Raw genomic sequence first — 14,830 nt, 5'->3', positions numbered from 1 at the left:
CATAAAGACGGGGCCGTGTGCCGCGGAGCTACTTCGCGACCTTGGCGCCGGTCGCGACGTTGATCACGGAGCCGTCCTCGAGGCTCAGGCGATAGATTTCGCGCAGCACGTTGCCCGCGAAGCCCAGCTCCACGATCGACACCGTCTTGAACGCGGTGGGGATGCCGTCGGGCAGGATCTGGTTGAACTCGACCGCGGTCTGGTTGAAGGCCGCCTGGATCTCGGGCGTGAACTTCGCCATCGAGTAGACCAGGGTGTTGTGCGGATTGTGCGGGCGCAGTTCCTTGCCGTCCTTGACGGTATTGATGCCGCTGACGCCGACCGTCTGGACCAGTTCCTTACCGGCATCACCCATTGCCGCATAGACTGGCCCCGTGACGCGCGGCAGCGGCCCGTCGCGCAGCGGCGTGAGCGCCGGCGTGGCAAGCGTGTTGAAGGCCATCATCGCCTCAAAACTTGCTCCTTCCTTGACGATACCGAGGTCGAGCCACCAGGGATGGCCGGCGCCCTTGGCCGCTTCGGTCGTATAGAAGGTCTTGAGCGTGACATTCAGGACCGGCGGCAGCTTCGGCATGGCCTTCAGCATCTTGTCCGGCGTCGTCGGATCGGCGCTGTGGATGTGCAGAACCGTGACGTGGGGGATGTTGAAACGCAGCGCCTCGTCGATCAGGTTCGCGTTCAGCAGCTTCTCGCGCAGCAGCCCGCCGATCGTGAGAGAGAGAAGATCGTTCACTTCCTTCGGCAGCGTGTAGACCAGCCCGAAGGTGCGCTTGTGTTCGCGGAAGGCGGTTGAGGCCAGAGAACTATTGTCGATCGCCCCCTGTGCCAGGGCGGGTTGAGCGGCCAGCAGGGCGGAGCCTGCAAGGACAAGGGCGGTCAGCCCGCCAGCAATCTTGATCTTCATCGCTTTTTCCCCAAGGTACGCAGACGCATAGTAAGTGCAATTTGCGTGCCTGCTGACAAGGGGAATTCAGAAAGCGCACTCCGCGCGCATGGTCGGCGAGATCGGATCGGCCGGCATGTTGAGCTTGCAGTGATAGTCGAAAGCCGTCCGATAAGGCGCGGCGATGCGGGCCTTAGCCTGGATCGGCAGGACGAAGCGGCTGCCGCGGCGGTCGATCTGCTGGCGGCCGTACCCGATGTTGGTGCCGTCGGGGAAGTAGGCATCGAAGAAGGAGTGCCCGGCCGTCGAGGTGAACTCGACGGTCAGCACGGCGCCGTCGATGCATTCGAAGCGGGGCCCGCTCTTCAGGACGCCGGTCTCGGTGTTCTTTCCCGAGGGGCCCGAGACGGTCCAGTTCGAGCTCGGGCCTGTCTTCGAGGTCTCGGCCTTGAGGACGCCGCAGGCCAGATTGCTGGGCGGCGGCGGGCTTGCGGGTTTACTGGCCGCCGTCTGCGCCTGTGCCGTGCCGGCAAGCAACACCGCCGTCACCGGCAACCAAGAGCTCATCTTCATTTCGGGAGACCGTCCAGAGCCTTCTTCGCATCGGCATCGTTCTGGGCTGCAGCCTGTTGCAGCCAGACCTTGGCCTTGGCCGCGTCGGCGGTGAGGCCCGCGCCACCTTTGGCGAGCAGGATACCAAGCTTGCGCTGGGCTTCCGCAAGACCGGTCAGTGCGGCGCGCTCGTACCAGTCGGCGGCCTGCACGCCGTCATGCGGGAAGCCCGCCTTGGCCGGACTCATCGGGTCGTAGAAGGACGCAAGCTCGAGCTGGGCGGCAGCGTTGCCCTGTTCGGCGGCCTGACGGAACACCAGGAAGGCCGATGCAAAGTCGTCCGCCTTGGCGAAGTCCCGGGCCTTGGCCAGCATCGCCTCAGGCGGGGGCTTGGTCGCGAGATACTCCGCGACCGTCTCGCGCACCGACTTCGCGGGCGGCTGCGGAGCCGGCGGTTGCAGCGGCGTCGGCGCGGGCGGCGTCGCGGCGACGACGACGGGCTCCGGCGGATGGAGGTGGTTGGTCCAGTAGTAATAGCCACCGCCCACCGCGAGCAGGACGAGCACGGCGGCGATCATCCAGCCGGTCGCGCCGGAGCGCTTCGGCAGATCGGCCATCGGGTCGCGCGCGGCCCTCAGGTCCGGGCGAGGCGGTGGCGGCGGCGGCTCGGGCGCGACCTCCAGGGGCGGCGGCAGTTCCGGTTCGGGCTCGGGCGGAAGCGGTTGCCGGCGACGGAGCCGCACCGTGTCGTCGTAGGCGCCCGAGGCGCCTGCCGCGCCGGAGGTCAGCATCGTGGGCCAGGCCACGACGGTCGTGCCGACGACCCCGATGTCGGGCTCGCGCACGCGCAGCCGGACGGTCGCGATTCCCGCCAGCCGGTCGCAGATCTCGGGACCGAGATGGAATTCCAGGGTTTCGCCGTTGCGCCTCACCTCGTCGGGCATCAGCCAGGTTTCGGTGCGCCGCCAGCCATCGTCGGCCAGGTGCGTATCCGGCCCCTGCTGGCGCTGGATCGAGATGGTGAGGCCGTCGGGCGCGGCGTCGAGTTCGCTCACGCGCAACAGCGCGTGGCCGGGTTCCGGCATCGGGGTGATGGTCGCGCGAACGGGCATCGAAGCGCTCTACGCCGCCACGGTGCGCAGGATGGCGCCCAGCCGGTCGTTCTGCTCCGGCGTGATCTCGCGTCCGCCCTCGTAACCGACATTGTCCATGGCGAGCTGCAGGAAGGCGCGCATCCAGTCCTTGCAGTAGTCGGCATAGATCGGCGCCGGATTCTCGCTGAGCTGCGGGATGCCGTCGATCATCAGGGTCGGCTGCTCGAACACGCGGCGCAGCGGTGCGTTCGGCGGCAGGCCGGGTCGCTGGTCGAGCGGCAGCTTGTCGAAGCCGAGCGCGCTGACATAGCCGTTGAGTGCCGAGGAGGCCGTGCGCACCTGGCGCTCGGCGATCTCCTCCCACTTGGCGTTGGCGGCGTTCTCCAGCTCGCGCACTTCATGGGAGAGCTGGTCGATCAGCTTCAGGCGATGGGCGCCCACGATCAGCTCGTCGATCAGCCAGCCGAGATGCTGGCGGTCGACGCCGAAATGCGACAGGGCCTTCTCGTCGGCGCCGACGCGGCGCATGTTCTCGAGCCAGTATTCGGCGGCCTCGCGGGCGAAGCGCTCCGCGCGATCCTCGATCACCCCGGAGGGCGGCGGAGCGCGGCCGGGCTCCTCGCCGAACACGTCGGCAAAGATGGCGCCGATGTCGACCGCGGCGCCGGTCGACTGCGCTGCGGCGGCCGGGGACTTGCCGTTCCTGCCTGTGCCCTCGTCGGACGGCTGTGCCGTGGCAATGCGGAAGTAGATATCGCGCAAGGCCGTGTCGGCGACCTGAAGGGCACCGACGAGTTCGCCGAACAGCTGTTGCTGGATGACGTTCGCCAGGCCGCGCAGCACCGTGTGGATGAGGTCGCGCTTCTTCGCCCGCGCGTCGCCATCGGACGCACTGTGGAAGCCGGCGAGCCGGTCGACCAGTCGGCGCAGCTGGATCTCGAGCTGTCCGCGCACCTGGGCGCGCTTGATCGCCGGATCGCACACCGGGATCAGGCTCTTCACCAGGTGCGCCACACCGCCGTCATTGGCGCGGAACGCCTCGTCCCAGGCGAGTGCAGGATCGCCGAAGTGGCGGCGTACATCCTCGTTCTCGATGAAATGGCGACGCAGCTCGCCGGCGCGCTGGGCGAAGGAATCGGCGATGCCGACTTCGCGGCCGCCGTCATAGTCCATCAGCCGCTCGTCGATGACGGTCGGATTGCGCAGCCAGAAGCTGTTGTCGAACGGCTTGCCGTTCCAGTTGAGCGGCCACTCGCCGCGGAAATTGTTGACCAGCGAGTTGCCGAGGCGCGCGCTCCAGCGCAGGCGGCGCGATTCCTCGGTCTCGCCGGCCTTCTGCTCGAACTCGCGGTCCATCTTGGTCAGCACGAGAAACAGCGCATTCTTCTGCTTGGCACGGTCCGCCGGCGTGGCGCCGATCGTCTGGTCGATCCACGCCGTCATCATGTCGGAGAGGTCGCGGACTTCCTGATTGCCGTCGGGGATGCACAGCAGGATGGCGCTGAGTTCGCGCTCGGCCGAATACCGCTGGAACAGATAGGCGACCTTGCCGCGCAGCAGCAGCTCGCGCAGCGGATTGGCGCCCTCGGCGACGCCCTTGGTCTTGGCGACGTCGTCCAGGTTCGCGAGCTTCAGCCGTGACCGCGCGCCCGGAAAATCGAGCAGGTCGGTGTGATCGAAGAAGTCCCACGGTTTCTCGTCGATCGCGACGTTCAATTCGGCGGTGAGCGCGCAGACCAGCGAGCGCGGCAGCCGAGCATCGGGCGAGGACCGGCCGTCGGCCTGCCTGGGGCGCACCAGCAGCGGATCGTCGGCATCGGCACCGAGGCGATCGAGCGTCAGCACGTCGACGATGCTCTTCTCGCGCGGGATCAGCGCGTCCATGCCGAGCAGCGCTTCGGGCGCGTGGCCGAGCTTCTGCAGGCCGTCGTAGAGCGTGAGGTAGAGGTCGGTGAAGGGCTGGAAGTCGTACCACAGCACCGACCACAGCCGGGCGCGGTCGGGGCCCGACAGGCGCGGCGCGAGATCGATCGCCTCGCGCCAGTAGTCGGTGCGCAACTCGGCGGTGACGCCGGCGAAGAAGGTGTCGAAATACTCGATCAGGTCGAGCACATCGTCGGAATCGAGATCGCCGACCGGCTGCGGCTGCGCCTTGGCGCGCAGCTCGGACAGGCGCTTGCGGATCGCCGCGCCGTCGGGTCCGACGAACTCGGCCTTCTGATGGTCGAAGTCGAGCAGGAAGGAGTTGCCCAGGATCTTCACGATGTCGGTCTGCGTGAGCAGCCGCACCCTCACCGGGAACTCGGGTGAGCCGTCGCTGAGGCCGAGGCCAAAGCGCGTGACCAGGCCGGTCGACTCGCGATTGCCCGGTGGGTTGATCTCGCGCAGGAAGTCATAGGTCTTGTCGGCGAAGCGCGCCTGCAACGGGCGCCCATCGCGGCTCGCCAGGATCGACACGAGATACGACTTGCCGGCCTGGCTGGGACCGAACACGCCCACGCACATGCGGCGACGCGCGGCGCGCGCCAGCTTGCGGCTCTGGTTGCGAACCTTCTGCAGCTCGCTCACCAGTGACGGTGCCTGTTGCGCCACCGTCGGCGACTGTTCCGACGCGTTCCTGAGCCACGCCACGCCCTCGCCCGCGGCGACGGCCAGCGCCTCGCAGTCCTGGGCCAGCTTGAGATCGACTGTGTCCATGTCCTCTAACCGGTCTTGAGCATGCCCGTGTCGAGCCAGTAGCCCTCGCGGCGCGGCAATGTCTGGAGGCGGAGCGTCAGGCGGTCGAGTGCGACGGCACGTCCGTCGCGGTTGGTCACCTGCCGCAGGCGGAAACGTTCGACATCCCCCGAGTCTTTGTCTTTGGGCTTCACCCTGGCGAGCGCGATCCGGAACGGCGTCTCGCGGGCGTGGCGCTCGGCATATTCAGGTTTGGCGAACTCGAGCGCGTAGAGTCGCGCCGCCGGCCAGCGCACCAGGTCGAGCTGACGGGCGCCCAGCCACATCGGGCCGCGGAACTCGAAGGCGACTTCCGGCAGTTCGAACTCCCGATTGTCGAGATCGACGTCGCGATAGATCAGGTCTTCCTTCTGCAGGCGGCCGCCGCCGTCGAGCTTGCCGATGAACCGGGCGATGCTCTTGGAACGCAGCAGGTCGGAACGGAAGGAGAAGTCCGGAAGCTGCGACTGCGCCAGCGCCGCGATCATCGCGCCGACGGCAACCGTGGTCTTGGGATCCTCGACCCGCAGGCGCGCGTCGCGGAACGGATACCAGGCACCGACGCGATACTCGTGCAGCGAGATCACGCGCTCCGGCGGCAGCGGCAGAAGCTCCATCACCAGGGCGCGGATGCCGGGCAGGCGCGAAGGCCGGCCCGACAGCAGCAGCACGTCGCAATCGTAGGCATGGACGATCTCGGCGAGCGGTGCCAGCACGCGGCCCATCTCGGCCCGTACCGTCTTGTCGAGCCCGGGCAGGTCGACCGGGAAGATCACTTCGCGCAGGTCGAAGTTCTGAGCGCCGCGCTTGCGCGCCGCCTCGTTCACGAAGGTGACGACCTCCTCGGACGGCCTTGCGCCGCCCGGAAAGAAGGTCTCATAGGCGCGCGGCTCGGCCGCAACGACCCCCGACGTCGGATCGTAGGTCTCGGCGGCGCGCAGGAACTCGAGCGCGAGCGGATGGGCGATCTGCAGGGCGAACTGCTGGCGCAGGTTGCGCTGGATCACGTCCTCGCCGCCGCGATCGCCGCCCACCAGCTCGGCCATCAGGTCGCCGGGATTGCCGATGCCGGCGGCGCGCAAGGCCGCCTCGATCGGCGGCAGGACATGGCCCTGGACCACGCGCAGCAGGATATCGTCGCCGGCGACGTTGAAGCCCTCGCGGAACTTCTGCTCCGGCAACAGCGTGACGGAGGTGCCGGCGCCTTCCAGACGGTAGGAGTTGATGATCAGGTCGGTCGTGCCGCCGCCCACGTCGATGCTCGCGATGTTGAGCACATCCTCGGGCGGCTTGCCGCGCGGCTTGCGCGTGATCTGGAAGAAGCGACGGGCGTCGCCGCCGAAATTGCGCGCGACCTCGGTGTAGAGATAGACGAGCTGCGTGCAGCTCGCTTCGTCCCAGTCGGTGAGAACGCGCGGCGCCGGCGCCGCCGGATCGTCGAGCTTCCAGCCCATCATCATCCACACGAGATCGCGCGCGGCTTCGGCGCGCTTGCGGAAGATCAGGCGTTCGGCCAGCGGCATGCCGGTTGGCAAGGTGAGCACGATGCGACGCAGGCGGCGCGGCGTCTCGGCATGGGCGCGCCGGCCGCGTTGCTGAGGCGAATTCATCAGCATCAGCGCCTGCAGCAGGACTTCGGTAAGCACGAAGGTCATCACCGAGGAGCGCGAATAGAGTGGCTCGAACACCGGCAGGTGGTCGGCCGAGTCGGCGTCGGGATCGACGAGGTGCAGCGGCTCGCCCTTCTGGTTCACGAGCTGGGCCATCGGCCCGGCGGCGGCCGGCATTGCCGTCTGGTCCTGCGCGTAGGCCACGTTGAAGCGCCATTCGCGGGTTTGCGGCTCCTCGTCCCACAGATAGCGCTTGGGACTCGACATGCCGGTATTGCCCTCGGTGCCGCGACGACGCGCGGCCAGTCGCGTGGCCTCGGGTCCGACCCGCGTCATGGTCGGCCAGACGAAGGCATCGGCGCGACCGCCGAGACGCGAGAGGTGGTTCTTGCCGAACCAGGCCTGCGCGAACTCAACGCGCGATTCGAAGGGGCGCGTATGGACGACCTCGGGATGCGAGAGGTCGCGCAGCGCGAGCTCGTAGGAATCGTTCAGGTTGACGCCGAGCTCGCCCGCCGCCTCGATCAAGAGGCCGCAGGTCCGCGAGTTGCCGACGTCGAGCACGAGATCCACTTCGATCGCGCCGCGGCCCGGCCGCTCGGCATCGCCCACCAGCTTGACCGGCGGAAAGTGCGCCGCGGCGGCGAGCAGGCCGAGGAAGGCGAGATAGCGCGCGGTTGCCTCTTGCGGCTTCTGCTTGATGTCGTTGTCGATTTCTTCTGCGGTCGCGCGCGGATGCAATTCATGGAACAGCTCGTCGAGCCACTGCACCATCCAGCCCTGGCGCAGCAGCCAGTGGTTGGCGCGCTGCTGTGGGGCGAGCGCGAAGAGCGCGCCGGCGGTCACGTCCTTGGGCGAGGGGGCGAGATAGGCGCGGCCCTCGGCTTCGGCGATCAGGCCGGTGTCGAAGGCCAGGACCGCGCGATAGCGGTTGCCCTGCTCGTCGCGATAACCCGATCCGTAGCGCGCCTCGAGATCGACCACGCGTACCCGCGCCCAGTCGGCCGGGCCCTCGCGAAACTGGTTGTTGGGCCGCACCTGGAGGAATGGCACCGGCACCCACTTGTCGAGAAAGGGCGCGAGCGCATCCTTGGCGGTGATGACGAGGTTCGGATCGGCGGCGCGACGGCGGCCGTTCTCCACCACCTCGTACTGGCCGCGGCCCTCGTCGAAGTCGAGTTGCACCAGATCGTCGACCGCGTTCGAGGCAGAGGCGTCATGGAAACCCCATTCGCGCACCTTGAGGCGCACGGGATCGAAGCCGAAATCGAGGAACTGGATGCCGGAGCGGGCAATCAGCGTCGTCGGGCTGGGATAGCTCGGCAGGCGGGCGAGGTCGCTCATGTCAATCCAGTACGGCCATCATCATGCATATGTAGGGTCTCAGCGCCCGATCTGCACCTTGTAGCTGCGCGGGTCGCCGGGCTGGCTGCCTTTGCATTGCGCCGCGCCGTCGGCGCCGATCTCGCAGTTCACGGTGTTGCGGGCGTAGGTCTTGCCGTCGCTGCAGCGCGGGTTGCTCTTTTCCTCGATCACCAGTTTGGTGCCGTCCCAGCGTGCCTCGGCGGGCGCTTCGCAGGTCGCGCCGTTCTTCTGGGTGAACGACACCTTGCCCTTGCCCTTGTCGTCGAGCGTGTAGGAGGGGCGCAGATCCTTCTCGCCGGTCGCGGTCGCAAGGCCGGTGCGCGAACGCCAGTCGCCCTTCAGGAAGGCGAGGTCCTGCTTCTGCTTGGCCTCGGGCGGCACAACCATCGGCTTGGGCTCGTCCTTCTTGTTGTTGGCGGCCTCGTTCTTCGGATCGTTGGGCGCCGCGGCGTTCTTGTCCTTGTTCTGCTCGTCGGGTCCCTTCGCGTCGGCGCCCTTGGGCTCCGGCTTGTTCGGATCCTTGGCGTCGTGCGCCGGATCGTTGGCGGCCATGGCGGGATCGGGCCCGGCGCCGCGTTCGATCGGTGGCCCACCGGCCGAACCGACGATCACACCGCCCGGTCCGAGGACGCCGGCAGCGCAATCGCCGCCGCGGCGTGACAGCTCGTCGGTGAGGCGCGCCAGTTCGAGACGCAAATCCTCGCTGTCCTGCAGCAGGGTCGCGACGCGGACCTGCTGCAGCTCCGCCGGCTGGCGGACGGCAAATCCCAGCGCCTGTTCGCGGGCCTTGGCCTCGATATAGGGTTCGATGCGCGGCAGATAGGGGCGCACCAGCCAGGCGAGCAGCGCCAGGATCAGCATCAGCACGACGCCCAGCAGCAGCCATTGCCACCATACGGTCCGTGGGCCCGCGACGGCGGCAATCGCCGGCGCCGAGGCCATCACGGCCTCGGGCCGTCCGGAGGAAGCAGCGGCGGCGCGGGCCGTGGCGGTGGCCGCGATCATGGGCGGAGGGCTCGCCAGGAACACGCCCGGCAGGGCCGCATCGGCGGTGAACCCCCAGAAGGTCATCACTGGCCGCCCGTTGACGACGTAGAGCGTTTCCTCGCCCGGCGCGGTGAGGGCGTGACGCAGAAGCCGCGCGAAATTGCGCTCGGCATTCGAGCGCTCCATCGCTTCCATCTGGGTCGCGAGGCCGGCGATCTCGCCGTGCAGCCGCTGCACCTCGTCGAGAATCTGGCGGCGCTCGGCCTCGCCGAGATCACTGAGGCGCCTCACCTCTCCGTCGAACGGCGCATACCAGTCGATGGTGCGACCGCTCGGCTCGGCCTCAGGCAACGCCAGGAGGTCGGCATGTTCGCGCGACAGGCGGGCGGCGATGGCAGCGCGCAGCTGTCCTGCGGCACGCCAGACCGGATCGCCGGCAAGGCCGAGGGCGCGATAGCGTTGCAGCGGTTCACGGGCGAGAAGCGGACCTGCGGCCATTTCAGCTCCTCACCGTCTGCTGCCGCGCGGGCAGGAAATGGCATAGTTCCAGCGCGTACCCCATTGCTCACCCGTTACGATCACATCGACGGAATAATCCCCGGCCACCGGATTCCAATCGAATCCGAAGCCGCCGCGACCACTGCGCGGGCCACCGGTTCCGGCGACGTTCTGACCTCGATAGATGACCTTGATGTCGTCGGGCCGCACGAACAGCTGGTAGTTCAGCGCGACGAAGCCCGGCTTGTCGCCCAGATAGTGCTTGTTGCGCGTTACGCCCTCGCCGCCGGAATCGCCCGACCAGTCGCAGGGAAGCTGGCCCGGCGGCGGACGGTTGACCGGCGGGGCGGACGCCTGCTGCGGCGGCTGCGGCTTGGGGGCCGGCGGCGGCGGCGGCTTCGGCGGCTCGACCTTCGCCACGGGCGGGGGCGCCGGCGGAGGTTTGGGCGGCTCGATCGGCTTGCACTGTTCGAGCTTGTCCTTGAGCTGGGCTTCGAGCGAGGCCAGCTCGGCCTTGAGCTTCCCCTCCTCGTCGCCGGCCGATTCGAGGGCCGCTTTCAGCAGCGGCGTCGGATCGGGCGGCGCTTCGGGCGCCGGGGGCGCCGGCGTCTCGAGCGTTGCCACGTTCAGGGACGGATCGACCGGCACGCAGGTCCGCAGGAGCCAAGACGTCAACAGCAAGAGCAGGAGGAGCAGCAATCCGAACAGCAGGGCCCTGACCCAGGGTGCCCAGCCGACGATTTGTGTGGCCGGCAACATCGCCGCGCCCGGCGCGCTGCCGAACACGGCCTGGGCGCGCGCCTGAGGCGGGGCCGCTGCGGGAACCGTCGCCAGCTGGAAGGCCTGCAGGCTCGCCGCGGCATCTTCTTCGTAGCCCCAGGCAACGATCACCGGCTGCCCGTCGACGAGGAACACGAAATCATCCGAGGGACGCGACGTCGACAGTTCGAGGGAGCGGCCGATCAGTCGGGCTTCCTCGCTGGTCTGCGAACCCATGAGCTGCGCGCCCAGCGACCGGATGGCAGCGAGCCGCTCCTCGACGGTGCGCAGGACCTCCGCGCGCCGGTCATCGCTCAGCTCTGCGAAGCGTTCGACCGTGCCGCCGCGCGCGGCGTACCAGTCGATGCCGTCACCGGACTCGCGAAGCTGCGGATCGGCCAGCAGGTCGGCCGGGCCATCACCCAGGCGGCGGCGAATGACGGACAGCAACTGGCTGGCGACCGCATGCAGCGGTTCGCCCCGCACGCCCAGAGGGCGCACGCCCAATCGCGTCGTCATCAACAAAGTGGGGCGTTCGCCCATGGAGGCCTGAGGTCGGACTTATGATTGCTGGCTGAGGCATCATAACATCGTTCGAATCCGGCGGGTTTATGTCGGATTGAACACCGAACCACGGTGAATCAGCCGGGGCTGAGGAAGGCCGCTCCGCCGGCTGCCTCGATTCGCACAATCGGTGTCGCGAAGACGGCCGAAAGCCTCCCGGGATCCAGCGTCTCCCGGGTCGGTCCCAGATTTGTCACACGGCCATTTTCGACGATCCCGACACGATCGGCATAGCGCGCCGCCATGTTGAGGTCGTGCAGGACCGCCAGCACGCCCAGCCCACGGTCGGCGCGACGTCGCGCACTGCCAAGGGCTGCATGCTGGTGTGAGAGGTCGAGACCGGTAATCGGTTCGTCGAGCAGCAGGAACGGCATGGCCTGGGGGGCGGCATCGCACTGGGCGAGCACACGGGCGAGCTGGATGCGCTGGCGTTCGCCGCCGGACAGAACGGTGTAGGGACGATCGGCGAAGGCGAGCGCCTCGGTTTCGGCAAGGGCCCGTTCGGCCAGCGCCTGCATCTGTCGTTCCGACAGGCTGCCGCGAAAGGCGAGCAGGCCCAACATGGCGATCTGCAGGCCGGTGAAGTCGAAGGCCACGGCCGAATGCTGCGGTAGCACGGCACGACGGCGCGCCAGCTCCATTTTGTTCCATTGCGGCAACGGCCGTCCGTCCAGCAGGATCTCGCCTGCGGTCAGGACGCGATCGCCGGCGAGAGCATTCAGCAGGGTGCTCTTGCCGGCGCCGTTCGGTCCGATGATCGCCACGAACTCGCCGGGGGCGACATCGAGCGAGACGTCGCACAACAGCGGCTTGGTGCGAGCCCGCACCTCGATGCCGATGGCCTGCAGCAGCTTCATAGCCCGCCTCGCGCGGCGCGGCTGGCGAGCAGCCAAAGGAAGAACGGACCGCCCACCAGGGCCGTGAGCACGCCGATCGGCAGCTCGGCCGGCGAGACCAGCGTGCGGGCCAGCGCATCGGCCAGCACGAGGAAGGCGCCGCCGAACAACGCCGCGGCGGGCAGCAACGTGCGATGCGAGGGGCCGAGCAACAGGCGGACGATGTGCGGCGCGATCAGGCCGACGAAGCCCACGATGCCCGAGATCGCCACGCCGGCGCCGACGGCGAGCGCCACCTGCGCCACAAGTCGCCTCTTCAGCCGCTCGACATCGACGCCGACATGGCCGGCCTCGCGCTCGCCCAGCGCCAGCGCGTCGAGCAGATGCGCGGTGGGCAGCAGCGTCGGCACGCTGACGAGAAGAATCAACAAAGCAGGCGTGATCGCAACCCAGGTGACGGAGCCGAAGCCGCCCATCGTCCAGAAGATCAATGTGCGCAGTTGCTGGTCGTCGGCCACGAACACCAGCATGCCGATGCCCGCCGAGGTGAGCGCATTAATGGCGATGCCCGCCAGCAGCAGCGTGCCGACCAGCGTGACGCCTTCGCGCGCGGCAATGCGATAGACGACGATCGTGGCGGCAAGGCCCCCGAGGAAGGCAGCAATCGGCAAGCACCAGGGCCGCAGGTCGGGCGGCACGATGTGCATCACCCTCTCGCCCAGCACGATCGTCGACACGGCGGCGAGCGCGGCGCCGCTCGACACACCCAGCAGGCCGGGATCGGCCAGCGGGTTGCGGAACAGGCTCTGCATCGCAGCCCCTCCGGCCGCCAGCGCGGCGCCGACGGCGAAGGCCGCGAACACGCGCGGCGCGCGAATGGCGTAGAGGACCGCCGCCGTCGTCTCGTCGAGCGGCGTGTTCGACAGGCCGACGGCCGACAGGATCTGGCCGAAGCCCACGGGGAAGGCGCCGATGCAGAGGCTGGCCACCACGCTTGCCAGGGCGGCGAGCGCGAACAGCGGGATCGGACGGCGCAAGGCGAGTGCCGTCACGGCGCGCGGGCGAGGTCTGGATGCAGCGCCATGGCCAGTTCCCGGGCCGCCTCCGGCGTGCGCGGACCGAAGCCCAGCAGGAGCAGCGTGTCGAACTCGACGATCCGGCCGGCCTTGCCGGCCGGTGTGCGATTGAGCGACGGCTGGTCGAGGATGGCCTGCTTGCCGCCCATCGCCTCGACGGTCTGGCGCGTCACCAGCACGAAGTCGGCCCGGGAGGCGATGACCGATTCGGGCGTCAGCGGCCGGTAACCGGAATAGCCGTCGACCGCATTGGTGCCGCCCGCCAGCTTGATGATGCCGGCGGCGGCGGTGTCGCGGCCGGCGGCCTGGGGCGCGCCGCCGGTCATCGACAGAAGGAACAGCACGCGCGGACGATCGGCCGTCTTCGCGAGTGCCGCCGCCAGCGACGTCATGGCCTGTCGACCCATGGCGATCATCGCGTCGGCTTCTGCGACCTTGCCGGTCACCTTGCCCACGGCGGCGATCTTGGCGATCACGCTGTCATAATCGTAGAGGTCGGGCAGGATCATGATCTCGATGCCCGTCGCCTTGAGCTGGTCGAGGGCGCCGGCCGGTCCGGCCGCGGTCGTCGCGATGATCAAGGTCGGCTTGAGCGACAGCACGCCCTCGGCCGAAAGCGCGCGCATGTAACCGACCTGCGGCAGCTTGCGGGCCGCCTCGGGGTACAGGCTGGTCGTATCCACGCCGACCAGCAGCTTCTCGGCGCCGAGCGCATAGACGATCTCGGTGATGGAGCTGCCGACCGCCACGATGCGCGCCGGCTGCTGCGCGTTGGTGGGCAGGGCGGCGGCGGCTGCCGCGCCCAGTGCCAAGCTGAAAGCCGTGCGGCGCCGCATCACGAGGCCGCCTGCTTCTCGACGCGCGCGACGATGGCGCGCCACGCCTCGAGTTCCGGAGCACCCGGCTTGCGGGCGCCGAACATCAGCAGGATGTTGCGGTTGTGCATGTCGAAGGCCTCGATCGAGGTGACGATGCCGTCCTCGGTGGGCTTGCGCACCGAGAAGACGCGGGCGATGCCGGCTTCGCGCAGATGCAGGTTGAAGTCCGGATCGAGGACGTTGAACCAGCCGTGCGCCTCGACCAGGCGCTTCACCGGGCCGGTGTGGATCTGGATACAGCCATGGCTGCCGACGAAGATCATGATCGGCGTGCCATCGGCTGCCGCGGCTTCGAAGGCAGCACGCAGCGCGCGCACCGGCAGCTCGCGGGCGAGATCCTCGCCGACCAGGCGCAGCGCCTGCACGCGGCCGACCTTGAACTTGCCCAGCATGCCGAAGAACTCGTGCGTGTCCTTCATGGCGAGCCAGGCGGTGCGCAGGCCCTGGACATCGATCTCGGCGTCAGGACGGTCGATGGTGTCGGCGGTGCGTGCGACGATCTTCATGTCGTCCGGTGTTGCCGTATAGCGCGCGATCAGCGCGTCGAAAGCCGGACCGTCTGTCTCTTCGGTCGCGTAGATCTTGTGCACCGCGTCGCCGGCGCCGTCGAAGAACTGCAGGCTGAGCCGTTCGCCCTGCTTCAGCGGCTCGCGCACGGCAAAGCCATGCTTCCACGAGCCGAGGAACAGGCGCAGGTCGATGTCGGGTCCGAGCACGATCCCATGAGGGCCCTTGACGTCCACGCCCTCGAAGCGGCCATGGCGTTCGTGCACGCAATGCTCGTTCCGGGTCAGGCACATCACGCGGCCGACTTCGGGCATGTCGTTCAGGATGCCGCGCCAGTCGGCCTTCAGCGGCGTCGCGGTCCTGCCGACGCCCAGTGCCACCAGTTCGGCTTCGCTGACGCCCAGGGTCGCGGCCGCGTCGCGAATTCGCAAGGCCGGCTTCTCGCCGCGCAAGGCGTTCCAACGGGCGGCAAGGTCTGAATCAGCGGGTGAGAGCATGGGCTATCC

Annotated in this window: 11 protein-coding genes; all 11 read right to left on the bottom strand. The window is 68.5% G+C overall.

Features of this window, described 5'->3' with window-relative positions:
* Positions 1–28 precede the first annotated feature (28 nt).
* Positions 29–904, bottom strand: a complete 876-nt coding sequence (locus ACQY78_RS13645; RefSeq protein WP_428686222.1) for a hypothetical protein — start codon at positions 902–904, stop codon at positions 29–31.
* Positions 905–970: 66 nt separating this feature from the next.
* The gene (locus tag ACQY78_RS13640) at positions 971–1,450 is read right to left on the bottom strand and encodes a hypothetical protein (RefSeq protein ID WP_428686221.1); all 480 of its coding nucleotides are present in this window, start codon (positions 1,448–1,450) and stop codon (positions 971–973) included.
* Positions 1,451–1,452: 2 nt separating this feature from the next.
* Positions 1,453–2,547, bottom strand: coding sequence for a tetratricopeptide repeat protein (locus ACQY78_RS13635; protein ID WP_428686220.1), 1,095 nt, complete (start codon positions 2,545–2,547; stop codon positions 1,453–1,455).
* A gap of 9 nt (positions 2,548–2,556) precedes the next feature.
* Positions 2,557–5,226, bottom strand: a complete 2,670-nt coding sequence (locus tag ACQY78_RS13630; RefSeq protein ID WP_428686219.1) for a virulence factor SrfC family protein — start codon at positions 5,224–5,226, stop codon at positions 2,557–2,559.
* A gap of 5 nt (positions 5,227–5,231) precedes the next feature.
* A complete protein-coding gene (locus ACQY78_RS13625) occupies positions 5,232–8,198 on the bottom strand; it encodes a virulence factor SrfB (RefSeq protein ID WP_428686218.1) in 2,967 nt (988 codons plus the stop codon).
* 39 nt (positions 8,199–8,237) lie between these two features.
* Complete coding sequence (locus ACQY78_RS13620; RefSeq protein ID WP_428686217.1) at positions 8,238–9,704, bottom strand: SrfA family protein; 1,467 nt, start codon at positions 9,702–9,704, stop codon at positions 8,238–8,240.
* A gap of 9 nt (positions 9,705–9,713) precedes the next feature.
* Positions 9,714–11,006 carry a hypothetical protein gene (locus ACQY78_RS13615; protein WP_428686216.1) on the bottom strand — a complete coding sequence of 431 codons (1,293 nt, stop codon included), beginning with the start codon at positions 11,004–11,006 and terminating at the stop codon, positions 9,714–9,716.
* Between the two features lie 98 nt (positions 11,007–11,104).
* Positions 11,105–11,884: a heme ABC transporter ATP-binding protein gene (locus ACQY78_RS13610; protein WP_428686215.1), complete on the bottom strand. Its 780-nt coding sequence runs from the start codon at positions 11,882–11,884 to the stop codon at positions 11,105–11,107.
* The gene (locus ACQY78_RS13605) at positions 11,881–12,900 is read right to left on the bottom strand and encodes a FecCD family ABC transporter permease (RefSeq protein ID WP_428686214.1); all 1,020 of its coding nucleotides are present in this window, start codon (positions 12,898–12,900) and stop codon (positions 11,881–11,883) included. Before ACQY78_RS13605 ends, ACQY78_RS13610 begins: the two co-directional genes overlap by 4 nt.
* A gap of 11 nt (positions 12,901–12,911) precedes the next feature.
* Positions 12,912–13,775, bottom strand: a complete 864-nt coding sequence (locus ACQY78_RS13600) for a heme/hemin ABC transporter substrate-binding protein (RefSeq protein WP_428686213.1) — start codon at positions 13,773–13,775, stop codon at positions 12,912–12,914.
* A complete protein-coding gene (locus ACQY78_RS13595) occupies positions 13,775–14,821 on the bottom strand; it encodes a hemin-degrading factor (protein WP_428686212.1) in 1,047 nt (348 codons plus the stop codon). Before ACQY78_RS13595 ends, ACQY78_RS13600 begins: the two co-directional genes overlap by 1 nt.
* Positions 14,822–14,830: the final 9 nt, after the last annotated feature.

Origin of the sequence: Reyranella sp., from assembly GCF_965279625.1 — a bacterium.
Classification (GTDB): Bacteria; Pseudomonadota; Alphaproteobacteria; order Reyranellales; family Reyranellaceae; genus Reyranella.
Note: the sequence above shows the minus strand (reverse complement) of the source record. Positions and strands in the feature narration are given on the sequence as shown.